The sequence below is a fragment of the Vibrio sp. 1978 genome (genome assembly GCF_033344345.1).
Genome location: NZ_JAWPOP010000002.1, coordinates 363,786 through 385,698, shown reverse-complemented (window position 1 = coordinate 385,698; position 21,913 = coordinate 363,786). Strand labels below are relative to the sequence as shown.

Sequence of the window (21,913 nt, the reverse complement as noted above, 5' to 3'; positions counted from 1 at the left end):
TGGTGATTTCTCCAATTGATTTTCCGGTGTAGCGGTTTCCGACGTCTCGGAAAACCAAGTAGTTCTCTCAAAGTTACTTTTATTAACGGCGCATACCCTGTTTTCTTTAGAGAAAATTTTAGATTTTTTTGAAAATAATTCGTTTGGAGGGGTAATCGTGACAAAGCGGATAAAAAAGCAAAAAAACTTTCATTTTTTGCTAAAGCTTCTTTTCGAATTGTCGATACAGGCAGGTTTTGCGTTAAATTCGGGCAAGGCCGTTCATCAGCCAAGCAAGGTCAATGCTAGGTTTGGCGCTTGTTTTGCTTGTGCCAGAATAGAAGTACTGACCTGTTGTAAAATCTGTTGCTTCACCATTTGCGTAGTTTCTTTGGCATAGTCAGTGTCTTGGATACGACTGTTGGAAGCGGCTAAGTTTTCGTGGATATTATCTAGATTATTGATCGCGTGATTAAAGCGGTTTTGATACGCGCCTAACTCCGCACGACTGCCATCTACCGTTTTCAAAGCATCATCTAAAATACCGACCGCCATCTGAGCGCCACCGACCGTGCTAATATCAATACTATCTACCGTTCTATTTACGGTGACATACTTGCCAAGTTCTAACTCATCAGCCAGGCCACCACTGAAGGTTGGTCCAGGGTATTTTATGGCGTCCTTGTGGGACATGAGTAACTGCAGTTGCCCCTCTTCATTAACAGACGCTTTCACTTTATCGGTTTGCCCATTAATGTAAGTCGCGAGTTCTTCTATATCATCGCCAGCTTTAGCTTCAATACGGATCTCCTGCTCTTCAAAATTGTTATCACGGTAGCTGATAACAATTTCATTATTTCCGTTTTGAACCGTCCAATCTGAACTGACTCTTTGATATGAGCTCATTGAAAAGCTACCTAAAGATTCCGGCTGCATGGTCCGCAGGCCAATTTGTACCGCTTCACCAGCCGTTGCACCGATTTGAAAAGACGATGTACCGAATGTGCCATTCAGCAATTTACGTCCGCCAAAGGAGGTCGTTTCTGCAATACGACTTAACTCATCATTTAAAGCAGAGACTTCTTCTTGCAGTGCATTGCGCTCCGCTTTGCTGTTTGAACCATTGGCTGACTGTAGCGACAAATCACGCATACGTTGCATGATATTGGTCACCTCATTCATCGCGCCTTCCGCAGTTTGCATGATGGAAATGCCGTCATTCGCGTTACGTACCGCGACATCCAAACCACGCATTTGTGATTGCAAGCGGTTGGAGATTTGCAGACCCGCAGCGTCATCCTTTGCGCTATTAATACGCTTCCCTGAAGACAAACGCTCCATGGATTGGTTCAGCATATCCGTTGCACTGGTCAAATGACGCTGTGCGACAAGTGCTGCTACATTGGTATTAACGGTGATCGCCACGAATAAAGAGTCCTAAAATTAAGGCTTTGAGTACTTATCGACCAAGTAACAGAAAAGTTTAGTGTTTTTTGAAAAGAGATTGGAATAGAAATAGAAAACAAAAGCCCTCCAATTGGAGGGCTTAAGAAATAAAGTCTGAGAACTTACTTGATGGCTAGCTCTGCGAGCATTTCTTGTGAAGGAGCGAAGAAGTACGCACCAGTTACCGCTTTTGTGAAACGAAGCATTTGGTCTGTTTTACCATCTGTCACGCCGTACATACTTTCTAGCATCACTTTAATGTTATGAAGTGTATTGCAGTAAGAAATAAACAGCAGGCCATGAGGCCCTGTTACCGTCCCGTATGGTAAGCTGTGGCGAACAATCTTCAAACCTTTACCTTCTTCTTTGATATCAACTCGACCAACGTGTGATGCAGCAGGAACGTCTTCTAGCTCGATAGAGTCTGGCTTGGTACGACCAATCACTTTTTCTTGCGCTTTGACATTCAATCGATTCCAAGCGGCAAGGTTATGTTCAAAGCGCTGAGCCATAACATAACTGCCTCCAGCAAATGGGCCCTCTTTTACTAGAGCCACATCAGCGCGAGCCTCCCCTTTCGGGTTTTCTGTGCCATCAATGAAGTCTGTCATATCACGAGCATCAAGGTAACGGTACCCATATGTTTCGTCCACAATGGTGACATCTTGTGCCGTCTCTTCTAGGAACTTACGCAACACGTAAAAATGCAAGTCGTGACGAGTCGAGTGACAGTGAATCAGCACATCTATGTCTGTTGCTGGAGCAACGATGTCACCTTCGCCAAGTTGAGTAAAATCAATAAGCTCTTCTGGCGCGTCTACATTAAGGTGTTCCCAAAACGATTTTGTGAATGCGATAGAAAGCGTCAGCGCTGCACCCGGCTGGGTAATGTTTAACTCTTCCACCAACTTTGGCAGTGCTTTCAGTTTTTCTAATACGTTTTCACGGTTTTGGTTCACTTTGAGTTGAGTGTACAGTGCAAATGGCCCGGCTTCTGGCACGATCGCCGTTTGAGCTTGTGACATTGAGGTTTCCTCTATTACTTTGCCCCAGAGTGGGAAGTTATTGTTTTTAATTCTTTGAATGCTGCTGTTCATCGTGCGCCAATTGTGGCACATGAAAACAGTCTTTTACCCATCTTCCATTTAGAAGATAGATCATAAACCAAGCTAATAAGGTAATGGTAAGGGCGTTTGCCCAATTAAACACTCCATGTTCTAGGTACACATGATACATGGTCTGAGCAAGTTGAATACCGCACAAGATCAAAGTGATCTCGCGACCATAGCGAGTAATTCTGTTTACCCATCCTCTGTCGGGATGACGAAGCCCCATTAACCACATAAGAAGCAAACTTGGAATGCCCATCGCCAAACCTAAATACAACGTACTTGAATCTGGGTAAACAATAGCGAGTAGCTTACTGCCACTATCACGACTTACACCAGCCATGGCAAACACCACCCATGAACGCACAAGAAACATCCATCCCACCCATAAAATGATCGGCGCCTTTAAAAATCCATGAGCGTCATATTGGTCAAACGAATAGCGCACAACATCTTCTTCTTTATGTGATAAAAACGTCACTTTAACCTATCGTTTCAGAGTTGCAAGCCAACAAAGATGAGAACTGAAGTTCATTTCAGCACCTTACACAGGTAAACTAAACAAAGATTTACAGCGACGTTGATGAGAAACATGAAAAAAAGAACTCCTGCCACCCCTGTGCCTTCTCAAGAAACACAAGCCGAAGCGATGAGAATTGCTAAATCCACGCAAAAGCCCGGTCAAACCAAAGAGCAAACCAAGCTCATCGCTCAAGGTATCGAAAAAGGCATCGCGCAATACAAGAAACAACAAAAAGAGCGCAACCGCCAAGCCGATAAAGCGAAGAAAAAACAGCAACGTGAAAAACAACGTCAGCATGAAGAGATTATCGAACAAGACAATATCACCGACGATGCGCCAAACCATTCATCAAGCAAACTGCCTTGGACACTACTTGCCCTGAGCTGGATTGGCTTTGCTGCTTACATAGTATTGGGGAAATAGCTAATGAAACGCCTGTTACTTGGACTTTTTGTCGTGCTTCTAACGGGTTGCACGATGCCATCTCACCTTACTCATGCTCAAAGTCAAGATGTTCATATTCGCATTGACGCGCAATTCGACCCTGAGCGATGCGAATACAAAGGCGAAGTCACCGGAAGTGAAGGCCATTGGTATAACTACATTTTCATGACTAATGACGCGATGATGCAAGGCGCGATGAACGATTTAAAAAACAATGCAGCGGCTATCGATGCGGACACCGTTTTTATGGTTTCCCCACAAGATTTTATCACTTCATTTAGCGTACTGGGTTCCGCCTACCGCTGCAATGGATGAGGCCTGAATATGAAAAAAGCCAGCAATTGCTGGCTTATGCACGAAATCCAAGACTGCTAGCGATATCTCTCTCCCGCTCTAGAACCCATTGGCTATCAAAAGGCCCCCAATCTGAAAGTTGATAATAGCCGTCATTATGACGTCGGCCATCTTGAACGAATATGAGTTCAATGCCGATCCCAGGTAACGCCTTGAGTACATCTTGAATAGTACGACGAGGCCACCCCGTTTTTTCGATCAACTTTGGCACATTCGGCCTTTCTAGGTTTTCCACCAACAAGGCCAAATATAGCCGCCTTGCAAAAACAGGACTCAATTCCATTGACACCTCCTAAAATTGTGCTGATTCATTATTTCGTTTTTGCTCAGCGAGGTGTTGCGTTTGATCAATAACTCGACTTTTCCATTTGATTTAGACGAATTTTTATTCGATTTATAGCGCATTCATCGTAAATAAGTTATGTGACATTAGTTATCTCAATCTATCTGAAAATATTTTCCACCGCATTTTGTCAGTTTGATTGCTTCTTGATAGGATGCTTTAACAGCCCAAATCACTTAAGTGCGTCTTAACCGCGCCAGTGAAAAATAGAACAAAGAAAAAGGAAACACTATGTCGATTACCATGTTTGGTATTCCCAACTGCGATACGATCAAAAAAGCCAAGAAATGGTTAGAAGCCGAGGATATTGCTTACGACTTCCATGACTACCGTAAGCAAGGCATTGATGCAGAAATGGTAAGTGAATTTTGTCGCGCTTTAGGTTGGGAACAGGTGCTCAATAAACGTGGCACAACCTACCGCCAATTAGCGCAAGAGCAGAAAGACACACTTAACGAGGAAAACGCCATCGCTCTTTTGGTAGAAAACCCTGCGATGATTAAACGCCCAATTTTAAAAGTGAATGATCAACTTCATATCGGTTTTAAAGCTGATCAATACGCTAGCATTTTCAACTCTTAAATAAAGGAATACTCAAGGATGACAGACAGTCCAGTATTGGCACTTGCTAAAGATCTGATCAGTAGACAGTCCGTAACGCCGGAAGACGCAGGTTGTCAGGATTTGATGATCGAGCGCTTAAAAGCACTCGGGTTTGAAATTGAAGTGATGGTATTTGAAGACACCACGAACTTCTGGGCTCGACGTGGTTCAGAAGCGCCGCTATTTGCGTTTGCTGGCCACACCGATGTGGTACCAGCTGGCAAATTGGAACACTGGAATACACATCCGTTTGAACCGACCATTATTGATGGTTACTTGCATGGCCGCGGCGCAGCTGACATGAAAGGGTCACTCGCCGCTATGGTTGCTGCAGTTGAACGCTTTATCGCCGAAAACCCAGATCACAAAGGCTCAATTGGCTTCTTAATTACGTCGGATGAAGAAGGGCCATTTATCAACGGTACCGTCCGCGTTGTAGAAACGTTGATGGAACGTGGTGAGAACATCGATATGTGTATTGTTGGTGAACCATCCAGCACCGACGTGGTTGGCGATGTAGTGAAAAATGGACGCCGTGGATCCATCACTGGTGATTTAACGGTAAAAGGAACACAAGGCCACGTGGCCTACCCTCACCTAGCCAGCAATCCAGTGCACGAGTCTCTACTCGCGATTCATGAACTCGCGACGACAGAATGGGACAAAGGGAATGATTACTTCCCACCGACTAGTTTCCAGATCCCGAATGTATCGGCTGGCACTGGTGCGTCTAACGTTATTCCTGGCGAGTTCCATGTTCAGTTCAACCTACGTTTTAGTACTGAGCTTAACAATGACGCAATTGTTCAGCGTGTTACCGAAACATTGGACAAGCATGAGCTGGACTACGACCTAAAATGGACATTCAACGGTGACCCATTCCTGACCGATACGGGCGCACTGCTAGACGCGGTTGTAGCTGCTGTGGCTGAAGTCAATGATACGAAGCCAGCGCTACTTACAACTGGCGGTACGTCTGATGGTCGTTTTATTGCTCGAATGGGAGGTCAAGTCGTAGAGTTAGGCCCTGTTAACGCTACGATTCATAAAGTGAACGAGTGTGTGAAAGTCGACGATCTTGAAAAGTTGACGGACATGTACGAAAACACGTTGAAACACCTATTGGCGAAGTAATCAGCGAGAACACAATGACACCAGAGCAACTCACCGGAATCACTGATTCCCATCTTCAATCCACACTAGTGGGGCAAAAGGCATTTATGCTTCACCCTAAAGTAGTCAATGACTTATTGAAGATGATTAATGCCGCAACCGAAGCAGGTTTCAAAATGGAAATCGCCAGTGGTTTTCGTGACTTTAATCGCCAAAAAGCCATCTGGAACGGGAAGTTTTCTGGTGAGTTGCCAATTCTCGACATAAACTCCCGCCCTTTGAATAAAGCAGAGTTAAATGACGAAGAGAAATTGATGGCCATTTTGCGCTGGTCGGCATTGCCCGGAGGAAGTCGTCATCATTGGGGTTGTGATTTTGATGTCTATGCGCGCAATTTATTGCCTGCTGACACCAAACTCAAGTTGGAACCTTGGGAGTATCTTGAAGGCCACCAACAAGCGTTCTACCAATGGTTAAAAGCCAACCTTGGTCGGTTCGGTTTCTTCTTCCCTTATCAGCATGATTTAGGTGGCGTTTCGATTGAGCCTTGGCACATTAGTCACCGCGCTGTCGGGCAGCAATGCCTCGAGCAGTTGACGCTTGATGTACTCAGAAGCCAGTTGATTAAACAAAATCAGACCGACAACATTGCAGGGATTGACGTCATACTGAATAATTTGGATAACGTCGTTGCCAAATTTATTCACAATATCACGCCGCCGGAGGCTCTATGATAGAAATACTAACCAATCCTTGGGTCATTATTATTGTAGTGTTGAGCGTGGTCATTGGTAATATTGCCGCACTCAAATATACCGCAAAAATGAAGTTTGGTCAGATGGATAAAAGCCGTAAGAACGATTTAGATAAGCTGAACACATTGGATAAACAGCGCTACGCTGAAGAAGATAAAAACAAAAACGAGCCTCGTTAGTTACTCACCAGCTTCATCTCGACACATTTAATCTAAACATCAAAAAAGGGACCACTAGGTCCCTTTTCTATCATTAAGTAAACACGCCGCGTTAAGCTCGCTTTGTTTACTGCTTCACTGTTGCAGCCAATACAGGCGCTAGTGATTTCAAAAACTCTTCTTCTACTGGCTTGCCAGAGGAGTCGGTGATATTGATAGACGTACGGTTGCCTAAATCACCAAGTAAGAATGTGTACTTACCAGCGGCTAACTCCACTGGTTTAACGCCGATATCGTTCCAGAATTCATCATCCGGAGATGCATATTTCGCAGTGATTGTGCCCTGAGACTGGCTACGCTCTTCAATCTTAAAGCCCATCTTAGGTAGAATATTAGGCAGACGTTGCCAAAGCATGTTGTATTGCGCACGCGCGATAATCACAGGAAGTCCGCTGCGGTCTTTACCCATTGTGATTGGGATCTGTTTAACCAACTCTTGCGCTTTACGCTGTGCTTCTTCACGCACTTCTTGATCGTAGCGAGCGGTGACCAAGTTCGTCATGAACACATTGTAGCGCTCACGGTTGGTCGCCGTTACTTCTTTCACTTGATTGCCTTCACGCCAGTCAATAAGGCTCACCTTAAAGCCGTGTCGACCATTTGCTTCAGCGCGTACGATTTCATATCGGCTGCCAATTTCTAGCTCTTCATCTGGCGAATCCCAAGTCACCCATCCTGTCTCGATGCGAGAGTCTGTTTGGCTTTCAACTGGAATCTCGTTGGCCGCGACCATGTTTTGCACCGTTTGCCAAACTTTATCTAGTTCATCTTTACGAAGTAGCCAAAGTGTCACTTCACCATCACTACTGCGGTCTAGACGTGCACCGGGAATAAGCTCTAGGACTTGTTGAGGTGGACGAATGTCGACATCTTTACCTACACCACCAGCGTAGTTACCCTGAGGGATCTCGTAGTTAGGGTAAAACTGAGGCTGTGCACCCTGTGGGACATTCCACTCACCCAAATTTGGGGAGTTCAAATACTCGAAGTCATCTTTTGCTTGACGACGTTGATTGGCACCACCTGAACAGGCAGTCAATACGAATACAGCTAATGAACTTAACACTAACTGGCTTGAAAGCTTCATCTATACTCCTAAAACACCGAGGGCGCTTTGGCCCCCAGTATGAACTTCAATCCTAGTAACTCAATCTTAATAGCTCAATCTTAATAAATATGGGCGTCTGTTAGCGCCTGCTCGACGATCGGCTGCGATTTTTCAGAAAGCGTAGTTAAAGGAAGACGCAAACCACCTTCTTCAATCAAACCAAGCTTTTGCGCTGCCCATTTTACTGGGATAGGGCTTGCTTCGATGAAAAGGTTTTTGTGTAGAGTCATCAAGCGTTGGTTAATCGCTTCTGCTTCTTCGTACTTACCTTCACTTGCCAAATGGAACATGTCTGCCATGTCTTTAGCTGCAATATTGTTCGTTACCGAGATAACACCATTGCCGCCAAGTTTCACAAAATCCAGCCCTGTCGCATCATCGCCACTTAGTAAGATAAAATCTTCGCCACAAAGTTCACGATGAATTGCAATTCGTTCCAAATCGCCCGTTGCATCTTTTAGAGCCACGATATTATCAAGCTTTGACAAGCGTGCCACTGTTTCTGGCTGCATATCAACAGCAGTACGGCCTGGTACGTTGTACAAAATTAGAGGCACGTCACTCGCTTCGGCAATTGCCTTGTAATGTAAAAACAAACCCTCTTGAGTTGGTTTGTTGTAATACGGTGTCACACTCAGGAAGCCAGCAATACCAGAATCAGCCAGTAATTTGCTAAATGTTACTGCCTCATGGGTTGCATTTGCACCCGTGCCAGCAATCACAGGGATGCGACCGTCGGCAAACTCAACAGTTTTATTAACGACCTTCACATGCTCTTCAATGGTCAGTGTCGCTGACTCACCTGTTGTGCCTACTGCCACAATACCGTCTGTACCCGCTTCAACGTGGTACTCTACTAGCTTTTGCAGACCGTCAAAGTCTACTTCGCCATCTGCTTTGAATGGCGTAATCAGCGCTACGATACTTCCTGAAAACATGTTTATCTCCCTCATTTAACTCTTTCTGCATGGTACTGTAATGCGATTGAAAAACACAAGAGCGTAAACTCGCTTACAAAGTACAAATGAATGAATAATTATCAGTTGTTAGAGGTCTAGCAACTTAATTGCTCTATTTGGTTTGATTAACGGCAATATTGATAATCGTGTTGGGCTTTCGAGTGACTTTAGAATCTATCAGTGATTTGGAAAATACTGAAGAGCACAAGCAAGGAAAATATACTCTTTGGTCTTGTTAGCCAAGTCAGATCTAAGTGAATAAAACGGCCAGACAATAGGCAAGCACATCATGCAAACGTTTTGTTTATCCTATAGCCTGCATTTACTGTTTATTTCCCACCACTCCCCTCAAGCTCCGACTGCTTTTTTATGGACTAAAAAAGAACTGGCTCGATATTTCTTCGCAATATCTGTGCTAACATCTCTCTATTGAAGAAAGGACAAGAAGCTCATTTATGAAGCAACATCTGGTACTTACAGCAGTTGGAACGGACCGTCCAGGCATTTGTAACCAAGTCGTACAGCTCGTTACTCAAGCTGGTTGTAACATAGTCGATAGCCGTATCGCTATCTTTGGCAGCGAATTTACGCTGATCATGCTCCTGACTGGGAACGCCAGCAGCGTGACTCGAGTTGAAACACAATTGCCCCTGCTTGGCCAAGAACATGACCTTATTACGATCATGAAACGCACAGCGGCGCACGAACTGCTCGATAACAGCTACACCATGGAAGTGTTTATTGAGTCTGAAGACCGCCCTGGGTTAACTGAAAAATTTACTAAGTTCTTCGCTGATCAGCAGATTGGTTTAGACTCTCTTAGCGCGCAAACCATCAGCAAGTCGAAAATTCAACTCGATTCTGACCAGTTTCACATTGCGATTACTGCATCTGTAAGCGCGGATTTTAATTTGATGCAGTTACAAGAAGACTTCGATGAACTTTGTAAGTCGCTCAACGTACAAGGTTCTCTGAATTTCATTAAAAACACACTATAAAGTAAAGGAAATCAAAATGAATACGCTGACAGCAGGCTCGCCAGCGCCAGCCTTCTCTTTGCTCGACCAAGACGGAAATACCGTTTCTCTTGAAGACTTTAAAGGCAAGAAAGTACTTTTCTACTTTTACCCTAAGGCGATGACGCCGGGTTGTACTACACAAGCAAAAGGCCTTCGTGACATCAAAGCTGAACTCGATGCACATAACGTGGTGGTACTCGGCGTAAGCATCGACCCTGTAAAGCGTCTAGGCAAGTTCATCGAGCGCGATGATTTAAACTTCACTCTGCTTTCTGATGAAGACCATGCCGTTGCTGACCAGTTCGGCGTTTGGGGCGAAAAGAAATTCATGGGCAAAGTATACGACGGTCTTCACCGCATTAGCTTTCTGATCAATGAAGAAGGCGTGATCGAACATGTGTTCAACAAGTTCAAAACCAAAGATCACCACGAAGTCGTATTAAACTACTTAAACGAAAACGCTTAAACGCTATTGTTTTTCTACAAACAAAAAGCCCAGCAAACTGCTGGGCTTTCTTGTAACCATCGTACCTTTGGTAACAACTACTCTTGTTCGACAGGTTCGTTTTCTTCCGTGCTTGGTAATGCATGCCATACGGCTTTGACTAATGTCGCTAAAGGAATGGCGAAGAACACCCCCCAAAAACCCCACAGCCCACCAAAGACTAATACAGCCACAATGATAGCAACTGGGTGTAAGTTTACTGCCTCGGAAAACAGAACAGGAACCAACACATTACCATCCAGCGCCTGGATAATACCGTAAGCAAGCAACAACCAATAAAACGGAGGCGTTAAACCCCATTGGAACAAACCAACGATAGCAACAGGTACAGTAACAGCCGCCGCACCGATATAAGGAATCAAAACCGACAGACCAACAGCTACGGCAAGCAACGCCGAGTAACGAAGATCTAAAAGGGCAAAAGTCACGTAGCTCACACCGCCCACGATTAAAATCTCTAACACTTTACCGCGAATGTAATTTGATATCTGCTCGTTCATTTCATGCCAAACTTTATTCGCCAATTTACGGTTTTTCGGCAGAATACCACTTGCGATTCGCAGCATTTCTTCTTTGTCTTTAAGCAAAAAGAAGATAAGGAGTGGCACTAAGATCAAATATACCGCTAGCGTTGCAATGCTAACTAATGAAGCAAGCGACCCTTTGACGACACTTTCACCCAGCCCCAGTGCTTGGTTTTTGGCGTTCGTCACCACGGTTTCTACTATTTCTAAATTGGCTAGTTCAGGATGGCGCTCTGGCAATGTGACAATAAACTTTTGTAGCCCGTTGTACATGTTCGGAATATCGTTAATTAGATTACCGACCTGAGTCCAAATCGTCGGAACCAAGCCAAACAACGCAATTAACATTAACCCGACAAAGACCAAGATCACGATAATAACCGACAAAGTGCGCGGCACGCCCATACGACACATTTTGACAACTGGCCATTCAAGTAGATAAGCCAAAACGATCGCGACAAGTAATGGCGCAATCAAGTGTCCAAAGAAGTAAATGGTGATAAAGCCAAACAGCAAGATCGCGACGAGACTTACTGCGTGAGGGTCAGAGAAACGTCGTTTATACCAACGACTAACCATTTCAAACATCTTATGCGGATTCCTTATTGAAGACAGTCAATGTGTAGTGCTCTGATGTAGATTGGCAATCAACCGAGTACCCTTGGGCACTAAGATAGTTCACAATGTCTCGTTTAGAGCTGTTGTCCACCACTTGAATGACAAGTTGATGATACTGCTTTGCTTCTCCTTGAAAGACCTCAGCAGCATGACGCTTTGCAAGTAACAGTGCCATAGGACAACGTTGCTCACGCAAATCAAGTAACATGGATTCCATTGTATTGCTCTGCACTTATGATAGGGTTGTATTGTAACGGCTTTTTGAGCTGGTGCTAGCACTTCTGACATGATTTAACCACATGCTGAAATAGCTCGGATATAAAATAATTTACGAAACCAATTCATTTATTTCCGGTCTTACTGTTAGCTTATATCCTCACGGATAACCAAAACGTATGTGGCGCTGTTAATGGGCTCTCGACCTGTAACCACATGCTTATGTATTTTGGAGAACCTTTTAAACGTATGTTAAAACGCACTCGCTCGCTAGTTTGCTTATGTCTTGCTGCTGCCATCAGTTCGCCGACAACTTATGCCAATAGCATTGACTTGCCAGACATTGGCACAGCTGCTGGTGGCACGCTTTCAATAGACCAAGAGTTGATTTATGGCGACGCCTATATGCGTATGCTCAGAGCCAGTAAACCTATCGTTAATGACCCTGTCATCAATGAATATATTGACTCTCTTGGGCACAAATTAGTGGCCAATGCGAATGATGTAAAAACGCCGTTCCACTTCTTTATGATTCGCGACCGTAATATCAACGCGTTCGCGTTTTTTGGTGGCTATGTAGCGCTGCATTCTGGGTTGTTTCTTCATGCTCGTTCAGAAAGTGAGCTGGCCTCTGTTGTCGCTCACGAGATAGCGCACGTCACACAACGTCATCTTGCTCGGAGTATGGAAGAACAAGCACGCCGCTCTCCGGCCACATTAGCCGCACTTGCGGGGGCACTACTGCTTTCAATTGCCTCACCCGAAGCGGGGATGGCTGCAATTACAGCAGCAACCGCGGGCAACATGCAAAGTCAAATCAACTACACTCGTGCAAACGAAAAAGAAGCGGATCGCTTTGGTATTTCGACACTAGCAAAAGCCGGTTTTGATGTTCAAGCAATGCCAAGGTTTTTTGGCCGTCTTGCTGATGAGTATCGTTATGCGAGTAAACCGCCACCAATGCTCCTGACTCACCCTCTGCCTGAAGATCGAATTACCGATAGCCGTGCGCGAGCAAGAACCTATCCTCCAATGCGTGTTGTGCCTTCAATAGACTATCATCTAGCTCGCGCGCGCATTGTGGCTCGTTACGCTGGCATTGATGGACAAGCCGCCCTGAGCTGGTTTGAGAGAACCCAAAAGAAAGCCTCTGCGGACATTACACCTGCTTTTGATTATGGTCGAGCACTCGTGCATTTAGACAATAAACGCTTATCTCAAGCGGAACCAATTTTGAAAAAGTTACTGGAACAAGACCCAAGTAACCCGTTTTACTTGGACGCTATGACGGATTTATACATCGAGAAGAAGCAGCCAGAAAAAGCAACCGAGATGCTCCGCAAAGCGTTATCTCGTAACCCTCAAAATAAAGTATTGACCATTAACTACGCCAATGCGCTACTTGAGGACAATAAAAACGATCAAGCCACGCGAGTTCTTCAAAGATACACTCATGACTATCCTGAAGATACAAATGGCTGGCACCTAATATCGAAGAGCTACCACGCGCTGGGGCGTAGCGATGAAGAGTTGGCTGCTCGAGCAGAAATTTTGGCATTGCGAGCAAATTGGAATAAAGCGATTCAATATTATAGTGAAGCAAGTAAAATGGCCAAGTTGGGCAGCTTAGAGCAAGCGCGATACGATGCCCGTATCGACCAACTCATGATCCAAAGAGATCGATTCATGGCATTACAATAACGAAATGGAGAAAACCATGTCAGTCGTGATTTATCACAACCCTCGTTGCTCAAAGAGCCGTCAAACACTTGAACTGCTTGAGCAAAATGGTGTTACACCGGAAGTCGTCAAATACCTAGACACACCACTTAACGTGGATGAACTAAAAGCGCTGTACGCCCAGCTTGGCTTTTCATCTGTACGTGAAATGATGCGCACTAAAGAAAGTGAATATAAAGAGCTTGGCTTAGGCGAAGACTCCGTCAGCGATGAGCAATTATTCGAAGCAATGGCGAAAAATCCAAAGTTGTTTGAGCGTCCGGTAGTCGTTGCTAACGGCAAAGCAAAAATTGGTCGCCCACCAGAGCTAGTGTTGGATATTTTATAAATGGATTGCCAGATCCTTATTTTGTATTTCAGCCGTCATGGCTCGACAAAACAACTGGCAAGACAAATAGCAAGAGGAGTCGAATCGACTCCTCAATGCCATGCAATTTTGCGTACAGTTGAAGAACTGTCACCTCACTCACACTCCCCTTCTGATCCAATTGTTACTCTAGAGGAACTAAAAACGTGCGACGGTCTAGCGTTTGGCAGTCCCGTCTGGTTTGGCAACATGGCTGCGCCTTTAAAGCACTTCTGGGATCAGACTACATCTTTATGGGTCAGTGGTGACTTAATCGATAAGCCTGCTTGTGTCTTTACCTCTTCGTCCTCAATGCATGGTGGTCAAGAAACAACGTTACAAAGCATGATGACCCCTTTATTGCATCATGGGATGATGGTTTTGGGCATTCCTTATTCCGAGCCAGAGTTACACACTACGCAGTCCGGAGGCACTCCGTATGGCGCCAGCAGTGTAGGCCATGAGGCAACCCTAAGCAGTGAAGAGATTCGCCTGGCACAACAATTAGGCAAAAGGCTGGCAACTGCAGCGTTAAAACTAAAAGTCTGTTAGTAAAATCAAGGATAGTTAATCGATGTCTGACTCTTTAGACCAAACACCACTCGGTACACAGGCTAAAACCTATCGTTACCTGGCTTTATTTGGCAACTTAGCCTTATTAGCCTGGGTCGCTATTTGGCAGCTTGCGTTATCCCCTCACCCTCACCTCAGCAGCACAACACTTGCTATTGCTTGGTGTATTCCGCTACTACTTCCGTTGCCTGGTATTTTAGCTGGTAAGCCTTACACTCATGCTTGGGCTAACTTTGTTCTTATGCTGTATTTCTTGCATGCGCTGACCATCCTCTATGTGGATGGGGGTGAACGCTGGCTTGCGGCAGTGGAACTGATACTGACTTCACTCGGTTTCGCTGGCAATATTTTGTTTGCTAGAGCGAGAGGCAAAGAGCTAGGCCTTAAGTTGAAACGCCTCTCTCAAGTAGAAAAAGAAGAAAAAGCGAAATTCAATAAATAACGCCAATCGCAGTCAATCACTGATCATTGGTTCGAATACGAATTTAGAAAACAAAAAGAGTCGCTATTGCGACTCTTTTTTATGCTTACCACATTGGTGTTTGACCCTTGCGTTTCACGCCTGGAACGCTACCAAGGCGATTACGATGCCGAGCGCCACTCGTAGATCAAGTCATACTGTTCTCGGACAGGCTCCACAATCATCGGCTGAGTTGGTTGTGTTTCGTCACTTGCTTCTGCCACAACATTTACTGGTACTTCAGGCTGCGCTTCTTTTGGCGTCGCGGCGTCTTTTGCTTCATTACTCTGAACCAATGGCTCTTCTTCTTGAGTTGAAGCTGGGGCATCAACTTCACCTATAGGATCTTCAAAAACCATTAATTGAGAAATAGAAGAAGCTTCTTTCTCAAAAGCTTGTTGTGATGCCAAAAGGTGGATGTTGAGCGTTAACTCGTCCCCTTGAACACGCTTAATCTCTGTACCCGCAACCGAATTAAGTTGTTTTAGCGCATTCTCTAAACGGAAGAAGTCCGTGGCAGAGGTTACATTAAGGACTTTCACTGCTAGCGCCTTTGAAGACTTTCCTGAAACCACAACTGCACTCTTACTTGCATAGTAGTCTGCGATGCCATCCACCATTTCTGCAATAGCATTAGCACCTGATGCAGACCCGCTACGCGGAGAACGTTGCGCTTCTACAATTCTCGTTGGCGACTGGTCGTAGAGTGTCCAACGAATTTGTTCACCTTGAGCTCGTACAACCAAAACGGCGTCAGCTGGGTAGCGCTGGCTGGCTTGACCAATTGGCTCAATAAAGCCGCCCCAAAGATCAGAGACATTAACACCGGTTACATCATCAAAGTCCCCAACCGGGATAGTGATTGGTAGGCCTCTTAATTTCGCTGCGCTACGAAGTGCTGCAACATTTGAAGATTCAGAGTGCTCCCACGCGATGTTACGATCGTAACCCTGTTCTTCAACCATCCAAACTAAAATATTGGCACGATTTGGCGACCAAGATGGCAATTGTGCTTGTGTTAAAAGAGAGCTGATTTGGTCGTTGTTAAACAACATTTTTAGGCTCGCTTTTCCATCAACCTGCCCATAGCTCAGTTGAGAAATGTAACGCGCACTTGAGCTAAGTGCCTTTTTAATCACTGGATTGCTTAAAGAGGATTGAGAACCGGTCGCTCGAACAATCACATCCTGCATACCTTGTTGACGAGCCAAAGACTCACCGTCGTTCTGCTCACTGTCGATAACCACTTCGGCACGATAGATATCCACCTGAGTTAATGCATATACTGGTAGGGACAACCAACCTATCAGTAAGAGAGCTAAATAGCGCATAGTTTTTATAATCCTCTGAACAAGAACCCGAATAATAAGCAACTATCAAATCTTGAGCAAGGTAAGTACTGAGTAAATTGTCTGTATTATGACCAGCTTTGTTAACTCGGGCCTCAACCAGCGCTTCAGTGCTATTTTTTATAATAAACTCATTGCTTATTAAGCTATCTCAACAAGTTAGGCTGTCCATTTTTCATCTTCACGCAAGACACGTAAAAGAGGACAATTTGCAAGCAAGCAACTCTCAAAAGTGCTATTTATGGGAAAAATTCAATCGAAAGTTTGATCTATGCAACATTGCAAACGATTGCAGGATGATAGTATTCGCCGGATTTGTCTGCGTATCTTGAAAATAGGGAATTATTATGAAAAACGCGTTACAAGGCGCTCAAATGCTCTTTGTCGCTTTTGGTGCTTTGGTGCTTGTGCCGCTCCTAACTGGCCTTGATCCAAACGTAGCCCTCTTTGGTGCCGGTGTCGGTACTCTCCTCTTCCAATTAATGACTAAACGTTCTGTTCCCATCTTCCTTGCCTCTTCTTTTGCGTTTATTGCTCCTATTATGTTCGGTATCCAAACTTGGGGTATCGGTGCAACAATGGGCGGCTTGATGGCAGCGGGCTTAGTTTATGTGGCTCTAGGGGCGATGATCAAAGTGCGCGGTGTTGGATTTATCCATAAAATTCTCCCGCCCGTTGTCGTTGGCCCTGTGATCATGGTTATCGGCCTTGGCCTTGCCCCAACAGCAGTGAACATGGCGGTAGGTAAAACTGGTGATGGAGCGGCACAGCTAGTTAATGGTGATGCTGCGATCATTATCTCGGCGGTCTCACTGCTCACAACCATTGTACTCAGCGTTTTTGCAAAAGGCTTTTTGAAGCTCGTTCCTATTGTTGGTGGTATTCTTGCTGGTTACTCTGTTTCTCTATCCTACGGTGTGGTTGATTTCACTCCCGTAGAACAAGCGGCTTGGCTAGCCATGCCAAACTTCACCGCGCCAGAGTTCAATATCAACGCAATTTTGTTCATGATTCCTGTCGCTATCGCACCTGCGGTTGAGCACGTAGGTGACATGCTTGCTATCTCAAACGTTACAGGTAAAAACTACCTGAAAAAACCAGGCCTTCACCGCACAATCGCAGGTGACGGGGTGGCAACTATCGCAGCTTCGATGGTGGGTGCTCCACCAAACACCACTTACAGTGAAGTAACAGGAGCGGTAATGCTAACCAAAGCATTTAACCCTGTGATCATGACTTGGGCAGCAATCACCGCAATCGTACTTGCATTGGTAGGTAAGCTAGGTGCGGTTCTTCAAACGATTCCAGTTCCTGTTATGGGCGGCATCATGATTCTGCTGTTCGGCTCCATCGCAACGGTAGGCCTCAACACACTGATCAAGAATAACGTTGATTTACATAAGTCTCGTAACCTAGTGATTGTTGCCGTAACACTTGTGTTTGGCATTGGTGGTATGGCTTTCGGTATTGGTGAGTTCAGTCTACAAGGTGTGAGCCTATGCGGTATCGTGGCAATTATTCTTAACCTTGTGCTACCAAACGATTTAGGTGAAAACCACGTTGTGGATAACGCACAAATGGAAGAAGAAAGCGCGAAATAGTTCGTTTGCGCCGCTTTATTAGGTGGCGTGTCTTACTCTTCTCCTCTTGTAGATACAAAAAAGGCTTGGTTTTCACCAAGCCTTTTTCTGTTCAGTCATAGTAATACATCAAAGAATTACTTAGTACCGAAGATCTTATCACCTGCATCGCCTAGACCCGGAACGATGTAGCCTTTGTCATTAAGCTTCTCATCGATTGCCGCAGTGTATAGTTCAACATCTGGGTGTGCTTTTTCTAGCGCTTCAATACCTTCTGGTGCAGCAACAAGTACCAGCACTTTGATTTGGTTACAACCTTTCTCTTTTAGGAGATCGATAGTAGCAATCATAGAACCACCTGTTGCAAGCATTGGGTCAACAACAAGCGCAATACGCTCCTCGATGTTTGAAGCAAGCTTGTTGAAGTAAGGAACTGGCTCAAGCGTTTCTTCATCACGGTAAATACCCACAACACTGATACGTGCGCTTGGCATGTGCTCAAGAACTCCATCCATCATGCCTAGACCTGCACGTAGGATTGGCACTACGGTTACTTTTTTACCTTTAATCTGGTCTACTTCTACCGGACCGTTCCAACCATCAATGGTCACTTTTTCTGTTTCAAAGTCTGACGTTGCTTCGTAAGTAAGTAGGCTACCGACCTCAGTCGCTAACTCACGAAAACGTTTTGTGCTGATGTCACCTTCTCTCATTAGACCAATTTTATGTTTTACTAGAGGGTGCTTTACTTCAACAACTTTCATGTCCATCTCCGGCTATAGTTGGCAATATTTAAACAAACCTTCAGATTATACATGATTTTCACAGGGATATCAGGATAAATCACTAAAGAAAAAAACAGACGCAAACGTTTGCCATCTATGTTTAAGCACTGTTAGAATAGCGCCGTTTTCATATCCAACTTAATACCGAGGACTTCCCTGTGAGTGGTAACAACTCTTCTCTTAGCTATAAAGACGCTGGTGTAGATATTGATGCAGGCAACGCGCTTGTGGATCGTATTAAGGGTGCGGTAAAACGTACTCGTCGCCCTGAAGTTATGGGTGGTATCGGTGGTTTTGGCGCGCTATGCGAATTGCCAACTAAATACAAACAACCTGTACTGGTTTCCGGTACTGATGGCGTTGGCACAAAACTTCGCCTAGCACTGGATATGAACAAGCACGACACGATCGGCATCGACCTAGTGGCAATGTGTGTAAATGATCTTATCGTGCAAGGCGCAGAGCCACTGTTTTTCCTAGATTACTATGCAACAGGCAAACTAGACGTTGATACCGCAGCGGATGTTGTTTCAGGTATCGCAGAAGGGTGTGTTCAAGCAGGTTGTGCCCTAATTGGTGGCGAAACTGCGGAGATGCCGGGCATGTATGAAGGCGAAGACTACGACGTAGCTGGTTTCTGTGTTGGCGTAGTAGAAAAAGAAGACGTGATTGACGGCACGAAAGTCGCTGCTGGTGATGCACTTATCGCTGTTGGCTCAAGCGGCCCACACTCAAACGGTTACTCCCTTATCCGTAAGATCCTAGAAGTATCTGGTGCAGATAAGAGCGAAGAGCTAGCAGGCCGCACTATTGGTGAGCACCTACTAGAACCAACAAAAATTTACATCAAGTCAGCACTTAAGATGATTGAGAAACACGACATCCATGCGATTTCTCATATCACTGGTGGTGGTTTCTGGGAAAACATCCCACGCGTACTGCCTGAAGGCACGAAAGCAGTTATCGATGGTAACAGTTGGGAATGGCCAGTTATCTTCAAGTGGCTACAAGAGAAAGGCAACGTCGACACACACGAAATGTACCGCACATTCAACTGTGGTGTAGGTCTAATCGTCGCACTACCGAAAGACCAGGCAGATGCAGCAGTTGCTCTTCTTAAAGAAGAAGGCGAAAACGCGTGGGTGATTGGTCAAATCGCACAAGCAGACGCGAACGAAGAGCAAGTTGAAATCCAATAATTTGCAAATCGAGCTCAAAAGATAAGAAGAATGAGGACACTAGATGACTAGGTCCTCATTTTGCTATCTAGAACACTAAAAACCATTCTATTAGTAGGTAGTTTAGAAGCTACATAACTCCAACCTACAATACCAAGGCGCTCTCGACATCATGAAAAACCATACCCTAAAAAACATTGTGGTCCTCATCTCGGGTAACGGAAGTAACCTGCAAGCTATCTTGGAAGCTTGCGAAGACAGCATGCCAAACGCACGAGTGGCAGCCGTGTTCTCTAACAAAGCAGATGCTTTTGGTTTAGAACGTGCAAAAAAGTTTGATGTGGACGGTCACTTTGTCGACCCTAAAGCATTCAGCTCGCGTGAAAGCTTTGATGCAGAGCTAATGAGTCAAATAGATGAATACCAACCAGACGTGATTATTCTTGCTGGTTACATGCGCATTCTGAGCAGCGCATTTGTTTCTCATTACATGGGTAAGATGATCAATATCCACCCTTCTCTTCTACCAAAATATCCTGGGCTACACACACACCAGAGAGCAATTGATGCTGGCGATAAAGAACATGGTACGAGTGTGCACTTTGTAACGGAAGAGCTTGATGGTGGCCCTGTCATACTGCAAGCAAAAGTTCCTGTGTTCGAAGACGATGATGCTAGTGTACTTGCGGCACGTGTTCAGGCGCAGGAGCACCGAATCTACCCTATGGTGGCTAAGTGGCTGGTAGACGAGCGGTTGATCATGAAGGATGGTAAAGCCTATTTAGATGGCGCAGAGCTTGGCGTACATGGGTACGCCTCAGATGAGTAGCCCTGAATAATAAACTCCAAGCACAAAAGAGCAGCCTGAGGGCTGCTCTTGGTTGTTTTAATACTTATAAACTTGATTCAAGAAAACCATGGTGAGACTAGAAACCTAAAACCCAGCATTCTAAAAAATCCCATAACCACTTGAGTAACATAACACTCGGAAAGTAGATTCTGCATCTGGTTCGTTCTTCACCGTTCAGACTGACGAGGTGTTTTATGAGAAATTTCTATCAGTTACGTCTTTACAGCAAGCCTTAGCGAGACTAGGACTCTACTACCAGCACTCTAGAAAGTAAGAATGCTCATCCGTATCCGAACTCGGTTTAAAACGCATAAAAATAAAGCTCGCTTAATCGCGAGCTTTATTTTTATATTCAGAGTAAGAGACCATCACTCTAACGGTTCCGTTGGCGCTTGATTGCCCGGCTTAGCCGCCGCAAACGGCACATTTACCAGTTCAGAGGCATTATTTTTGACTAGTTCACCTAGGTGAAACAAGCCGTATTCGCCAGGTTTCATACGCTGCCAAGCTTCGTTGCCCGTCAAAGGTTGAGTTGCGATCACAGAAACGATGTCATGTGGCGTTGTTTCTTCTTGGAAGTTAATTTCCACATCTTCATCAAGCAAAGCAGCTTTTCCAAACGGTGCGCGTCTTGTGATCCAATACAAATGATTGGTGCAATACGTCATTACATACTCACCATCACTCAGAAGCATGTTAAATACACCCTTCTCTCTTAGCTCATCACAACATTTAGCAACATATAAGAATACCGACTCCATATCCTTTGGTGGCTCAGGATATCGATCTTCCATTTGCTTCAATAACCAGCAAAATGCCAGTTCACTATCTGTTTCACCGACAGGTCGATGTCGACCTGTATGCAAGTCTTGATAGCCAGAGAGCTGACCGTTATGCGCAAACGTCCAATACCTACCCCACAGCTCACGTGTAAAGGGATGAGTATTTTCTAAATTAACACCACCACGATTCGCCTGTCGGATATGACTAACGACCGCACGACTTTTGATGGGATAATTTTGTACCAACTCTGCTATTTTAGACTCACAACTTGGCTTGGGATCTTTGAAGGTTCGAAAGCCCTTCCCTTCGTAGAAGGTGATCCCCCATCCGTCACGGTGTGGGCCGGTTCGACCTCCACGCTGCATGAGCCCAGTAAAACTGAAACAAATATCCGTCGGAACATTAGCGCTCATACCGAGCAATTCACACATGG

General features: G+C 45.0%; 27 protein-coding genes. 15 read left to right on the top strand and 12 right to left on the bottom strand.

Annotation, left to right across the window (positions count from 1 at the left end):
- The 4 genes from R8N49_RS03740 to R8N49_RS03725 form a co-directional block, all read right to left on the bottom strand.
- Positions 1-272 (bottom strand): hypothetical protein (locus R8N49_RS03740; RefSeq protein ID WP_318073604.1); only part of this gene is annotated, 272 nt, incomplete at its 3' end.
- The gene (locus tag R8N49_RS03735; RefSeq protein ID WP_042521439.1) at positions 265-1,404 is read right to left on the bottom strand and encodes a flagellin; all 1,140 of its coding nucleotides are present in this window, start codon (positions 1,402-1,404) and stop codon (positions 265-267) included. The genes R8N49_RS03735 and R8N49_RS03740, both read right to left, overlap by 8 nt.
- 143 nt (positions 1,405-1,547) lie before the next feature.
- Entirely contained in the window at positions 1,548-2,450 is a 903-nt protein-coding gene (locus R8N49_RS03730; RefSeq protein WP_025768264.1) for a Dyp-type peroxidase, read from the bottom strand.
- A 46-nt stretch (positions 2,451-2,496) separates the two neighbouring features.
- Positions 2,497-2,982 carry a DUF2919 domain-containing protein gene (locus R8N49_RS03725; protein ID WP_025768263.1) on the bottom strand — a complete coding sequence of 162 codons (486 nt, stop codon included), beginning with the start codon at positions 2,980-2,982 and terminating at the stop codon, positions 2,497-2,499.
- 144 nt (positions 2,983-3,126) lie between these two features.
- On the opposite strand from R8N49_RS03725, the gene R8N49_RS03720 reads away from it, so the two are divergent.
- On the top strand, positions 3,127-3,480 hold the full coding sequence (locus R8N49_RS03720) for a DUF2956 domain-containing protein (protein WP_318189864.1): 354 nt from the start codon (positions 3,127-3,129) through the stop codon (positions 3,478-3,480).
- Positions 3,481-3,483: 3 nt separating this feature from the next.
- Positions 3,484-3,816 (top strand): DUF4156 domain-containing protein, encoded by a 333-nt coding sequence (locus R8N49_RS03715; protein ID WP_005380435.1) that lies wholly within the window; start codon positions 3,484-3,486, stop codon positions 3,814-3,816.
- 34 nt (positions 3,817-3,850) lie between these two features.
- On the opposite strand, the gene R8N49_RS03710 is transcribed toward R8N49_RS03715, so the two are convergent.
- Positions 3,851-4,138, bottom strand: a complete 288-nt coding sequence (locus R8N49_RS03710) for a winged helix-turn-helix domain-containing protein (RefSeq protein ID WP_005380433.1) — start codon at positions 4,136-4,138, stop codon at positions 3,851-3,853.
- Between the two features lie 291 nt (positions 4,139-4,429).
- On the opposite strand from R8N49_RS03710, the gene R8N49_RS03705 reads away from it, so the two are divergent.
- From R8N49_RS03705 to R8N49_RS03690, 4 genes are read left to right on the top strand one after another with little or no spacing between them, the layout of a single operon-like run.
- Positions 4,430-4,780, top strand: a complete 351-nt coding sequence (locus R8N49_RS03705; protein ID WP_005380431.1) for an ArsC family reductase — start codon at positions 4,430-4,432, stop codon at positions 4,778-4,780.
- Positions 4,781-4,798: 18 nt separating this feature from the next.
- Positions 4,799-5,935 (top strand): succinyl-diaminopimelate desuccinylase, encoded by a 1,137-nt coding sequence (dapE, locus tag R8N49_RS03700; protein ID WP_318189863.1) that lies wholly within the window; start codon positions 4,799-4,801, stop codon positions 5,933-5,935.
- Between the two features lie 14 nt (positions 5,936-5,949).
- Positions 5,950-6,648: a M15 family metallopeptidase gene (locus tag R8N49_RS03695; RefSeq protein WP_025768261.1), complete on the top strand. Its 699-nt coding sequence runs from the start codon at positions 5,950-5,952 to the stop codon at positions 6,646-6,648.
- On the top strand, positions 6,645-6,848 hold the full coding sequence (locus R8N49_RS03690; protein WP_005380425.1) for a DUF2897 family protein: 204 nt from the start codon (positions 6,645-6,647) through the stop codon (positions 6,846-6,848). Before R8N49_RS03695 ends, R8N49_RS03690 begins: the two co-directional genes overlap by 4 nt.
- 106 nt (positions 6,849-6,954) lie before the next feature.
- Here R8N49_RS03690 and bamC read toward each other — a convergent pair whose 3' ends face one another.
- Positions 6,955-7,974, bottom strand: a complete 1,020-nt coding sequence (bamC, locus tag R8N49_RS03685) for an outer membrane protein assembly factor BamC (RefSeq protein WP_005380424.1) — start codon at positions 7,972-7,974, stop codon at positions 6,955-6,957.
- An 80-nt stretch (positions 7,975-8,054) separates the two neighbouring features.
- The gene (gene dapA, locus R8N49_RS03680; protein WP_005380422.1) at positions 8,055-8,933 is read right to left on the bottom strand and encodes a 4-hydroxy-tetrahydrodipicolinate synthase; all 879 of its coding nucleotides are present in this window, start codon (positions 8,931-8,933) and stop codon (positions 8,055-8,057) included.
- A 476-nt stretch (positions 8,934-9,409) separates the two neighbouring features.
- Between dapA and R8N49_RS03675 the strand changes: the two genes are divergently transcribed.
- Both R8N49_RS03675 and bcp read left to right on the top strand, forming a co-directional pair.
- Positions 9,410-9,952, top strand: a complete 543-nt coding sequence (locus tag R8N49_RS03675) for a glycine cleavage system protein R (RefSeq protein ID WP_005380420.1) — start codon at positions 9,410-9,412, stop codon at positions 9,950-9,952.
- Positions 9,953-9,968: 16 nt separating this feature from the next.
- The gene (gene bcp / locus R8N49_RS03670) at positions 9,969-10,439 is read left to right on the top strand and encodes a thioredoxin-dependent thiol peroxidase (protein WP_005380418.1); all 471 of its coding nucleotides are present in this window, start codon (positions 9,969-9,971) and stop codon (positions 10,437-10,439) included.
- Between the two features lie 77 nt (positions 10,440-10,516).
- Here the strand turns inward: bcp and R8N49_RS03665 are convergent, their stop codons facing one another.
- Both R8N49_RS03665 and R8N49_RS03660 read right to left on the bottom strand, forming a co-directional pair.
- The gene (locus R8N49_RS03665) at positions 10,517-11,590 is read right to left on the bottom strand and encodes an AI-2E family transporter (protein WP_005389843.1); all 1,074 of its coding nucleotides are present in this window, start codon (positions 11,588-11,590) and stop codon (positions 10,517-10,519) included.
- 1 nt (position 11,591) lies between these two features.
- The gene (locus R8N49_RS03660; RefSeq protein ID WP_005380414.1) at positions 11,592-11,828 is read right to left on the bottom strand and encodes a sulfurtransferase TusA family protein; all 237 of its coding nucleotides are present in this window, start codon (positions 11,826-11,828) and stop codon (positions 11,592-11,594) included.
- Positions 11,829-12,085: 257 nt separating this feature from the next.
- On the opposite strand from R8N49_RS03660, the gene R8N49_RS03655 reads away from it, so the two are divergent.
- From R8N49_RS03655 to R8N49_RS03640, 4 genes are read left to right on the top strand one after another with little or no spacing between them, the layout of a single operon-like run.
- Entirely contained in the window at positions 12,086-13,537 is a 1,452-nt protein-coding gene (locus R8N49_RS03655) for a tetratricopeptide repeat protein (RefSeq protein ID WP_005394337.1), read from the top strand.
- Between the two features lie 16 nt (positions 13,538-13,553).
- The gene (arsC, locus tag R8N49_RS03650) at positions 13,554-13,904 is read left to right on the top strand and encodes an arsenate reductase (glutaredoxin) (protein ID WP_054577599.1); all 351 of its coding nucleotides are present in this window, start codon (positions 13,554-13,556) and stop codon (positions 13,902-13,904) included.
- On the top strand, positions 13,905-14,474 hold the full coding sequence (gene wrbA / locus R8N49_RS03645; protein WP_053304481.1) for an NAD(P)H:quinone oxidoreductase: 570 nt from the start codon (positions 13,905-13,907) through the stop codon (positions 14,472-14,474).
- Positions 14,475-14,496: 22 nt separating this feature from the next.
- Positions 14,497-14,937 (top strand): DUF2069 domain-containing protein, encoded by a 441-nt coding sequence (locus tag R8N49_RS03640; RefSeq protein WP_005380407.1) that lies wholly within the window; start codon positions 14,497-14,499, stop codon positions 14,935-14,937.
- Positions 14,938-15,077: 140 nt separating this feature from the next.
- Here the strand turns inward: R8N49_RS03640 and R8N49_RS03635 are convergent, their stop codons facing one another.
- Positions 15,078-16,286, bottom strand: a complete 1,209-nt coding sequence (locus R8N49_RS03635) for a DUF2066 domain-containing protein (RefSeq protein WP_053306713.1) — start codon at positions 16,284-16,286, stop codon at positions 15,078-15,080.
- A 365-nt stretch (positions 16,287-16,651) separates the two neighbouring features.
- On the opposite strand from R8N49_RS03635, the gene R8N49_RS03630 reads away from it, so the two are divergent.
- On the top strand, positions 16,652-17,905 hold the full coding sequence (locus R8N49_RS03630; protein WP_186584727.1) for a uracil-xanthine permease family protein: 1,254 nt from the start codon (positions 16,652-16,654) through the stop codon (positions 17,903-17,905).
- Between the two features lie 116 nt (positions 17,906-18,021).
- Here R8N49_RS03630 and upp read toward each other — a convergent pair whose 3' ends face one another.
- Entirely contained in the window at positions 18,022-18,648 is a 627-nt protein-coding gene (upp, locus tag R8N49_RS03625; protein WP_005380401.1) for a uracil phosphoribosyltransferase, read from the bottom strand.
- Between the two features lie 179 nt (positions 18,649-18,827).
- Here upp and purM point away from each other — a divergent pair, with 179 nt between their 5' ends.
- Together purM and purN are read left to right on the top strand one after the other, a co-directional pair.
- Positions 18,828-19,868: a phosphoribosylformylglycinamidine cyclo-ligase gene (gene purM, locus R8N49_RS03620; protein WP_005389861.1), complete on the top strand. Its 1,041-nt coding sequence runs from the start codon at positions 18,828-18,830 to the stop codon at positions 19,866-19,868.
- Positions 19,869-20,019: 151 nt separating this feature from the next.
- Positions 20,020-20,676, top strand: a complete 657-nt coding sequence (gene purN, locus R8N49_RS03615) for a phosphoribosylglycinamide formyltransferase (protein ID WP_005394347.1) — start codon at positions 20,020-20,022, stop codon at positions 20,674-20,676.
- A gap of 389 nt (positions 20,677-21,065) precedes the next feature.
- Here purN and R8N49_RS03610 read toward each other — a convergent pair whose 3' ends face one another.
- The gene (locus R8N49_RS03610) at positions 21,066-21,911 is read right to left on the bottom strand and encodes a class II glutamine amidotransferase (protein ID WP_005380394.1); all 846 of its coding nucleotides are present in this window, start codon (positions 21,909-21,911) and stop codon (positions 21,066-21,068) included.
- Positions 21,912-21,913: the final 2 nt, after the last annotated feature.

Coding starts and splice junctions, on each gene's coding strand:
- R8N49_RS03730 (WP_025768264.1), bottom strand. CDS start 2,450: ATGTCACAAGCTCAAACGGCGATCGTGCCAGAAGCCGGGCCATTTGCA.
- R8N49_RS03720 (WP_318189864.1), top strand. CDS start 3,127: ATGAAAAAAAGAACTCCTGCCACCCCTGTGCCTTCTCAAGAAACACAA.
- R8N49_RS03715 (WP_005380435.1), top strand. CDS start 3,484: ATGAAACGCCTGTTACTTGGACTTTTTGTCGTGCTTCTAACGGGTTGC.
- R8N49_RS03710 (WP_005380433.1), bottom strand. CDS start 4,138: ATGGAATTGAGTCCTGTTTTTGCAAGGCGGCTATATTTGGCCTTGTTG.
- R8N49_RS03705 (WP_005380431.1), top strand. CDS start 4,430: ATGTCGATTACCATGTTTGGTATTCCCAACTGCGATACGATCAAAAAA.
- dapE (WP_318189863.1), top strand. CDS start 4,799: ATGACAGACAGTCCAGTATTGGCACTTGCTAAAGATCTGATCAGTAGA.
- R8N49_RS03695 (WP_025768261.1), top strand. CDS start 5,950: ATGACACCAGAGCAACTCACCGGAATCACTGATTCCCATCTTCAATCC.
- R8N49_RS03690 (WP_005380425.1), top strand. CDS start 6,645: ATGATAGAAATACTAACCAATCCTTGGGTCATTATTATTGTAGTGTTG.
- bamC (WP_005380424.1), bottom strand. CDS start 7,974: ATGAAGCTTTCAAGCCAGTTAGTGTTAAGTTCATTAGCTGTATTCGTA.
- dapA (WP_005380422.1), bottom strand. CDS start 8,933: ATGTTTTCAGGAAGTATCGTAGCGCTGATTACGCCATTCAAAGCAGAT.
- R8N49_RS03675 (WP_005380420.1), top strand. CDS start 9,410: ATGAAGCAACATCTGGTACTTACAGCAGTTGGAACGGACCGTCCAGGC.
- bcp (WP_005380418.1), top strand. CDS start 9,969: ATGAATACGCTGACAGCAGGCTCGCCAGCGCCAGCCTTCTCTTTGCTC.
- R8N49_RS03665 (WP_005389843.1), bottom strand. CDS start 11,590: ATGTTTGAAATGGTTAGTCGTTGGTATAAACGACGTTTCTCTGACCCT.
- R8N49_RS03660 (WP_005380414.1), bottom strand. CDS start 11,828: ATGTTACTTGATTTGCGTGAGCAACGTTGTCCTATGGCACTGTTACTT.
- R8N49_RS03655 (WP_005394337.1), top strand. CDS start 12,086: ATGTTAAAACGCACTCGCTCGCTAGTTTGCTTATGTCTTGCTGCTGCC.
- arsC (WP_054577599.1), top strand. CDS start 13,554: ATGTCAGTCGTGATTTATCACAACCCTCGTTGCTCAAAGAGCCGTCAA.
- wrbA (WP_053304481.1), top strand. CDS start 13,905: ATGGATTGCCAGATCCTTATTTTGTATTTCAGCCGTCATGGCTCGACA.
- R8N49_RS03640 (WP_005380407.1), top strand. CDS start 14,497: ATGTCTGACTCTTTAGACCAAACACCACTCGGTACACAGGCTAAAACC.
- R8N49_RS03635 (WP_053306713.1), bottom strand. CDS start 16,286: ATGCGCTATTTAGCTCTCTTACTGATAGGTTGGTTGTCCCTACCAGTA.
- R8N49_RS03630 (WP_186584727.1), top strand. CDS start 16,652: ATGAAAAACGCGTTACAAGGCGCTCAAATGCTCTTTGTCGCTTTTGGT.
- upp (WP_005380401.1), bottom strand. CDS start 18,648: ATGAAAGTTGTTGAAGTAAAGCACCCTCTAGTAAAACATAAAATTGGT.
- purN (WP_005394347.1), top strand. CDS start 20,020: ATGAAAAACCATACCCTAAAAAACATTGTGGTCCTCATCTCGGGTAAC.
- R8N49_RS03610 (WP_005380394.1), bottom strand. CDS start 21,911: ATGTGTGAATTGCTCGGTATGAGCGCTAATGTTCCGACGGATATTTGT.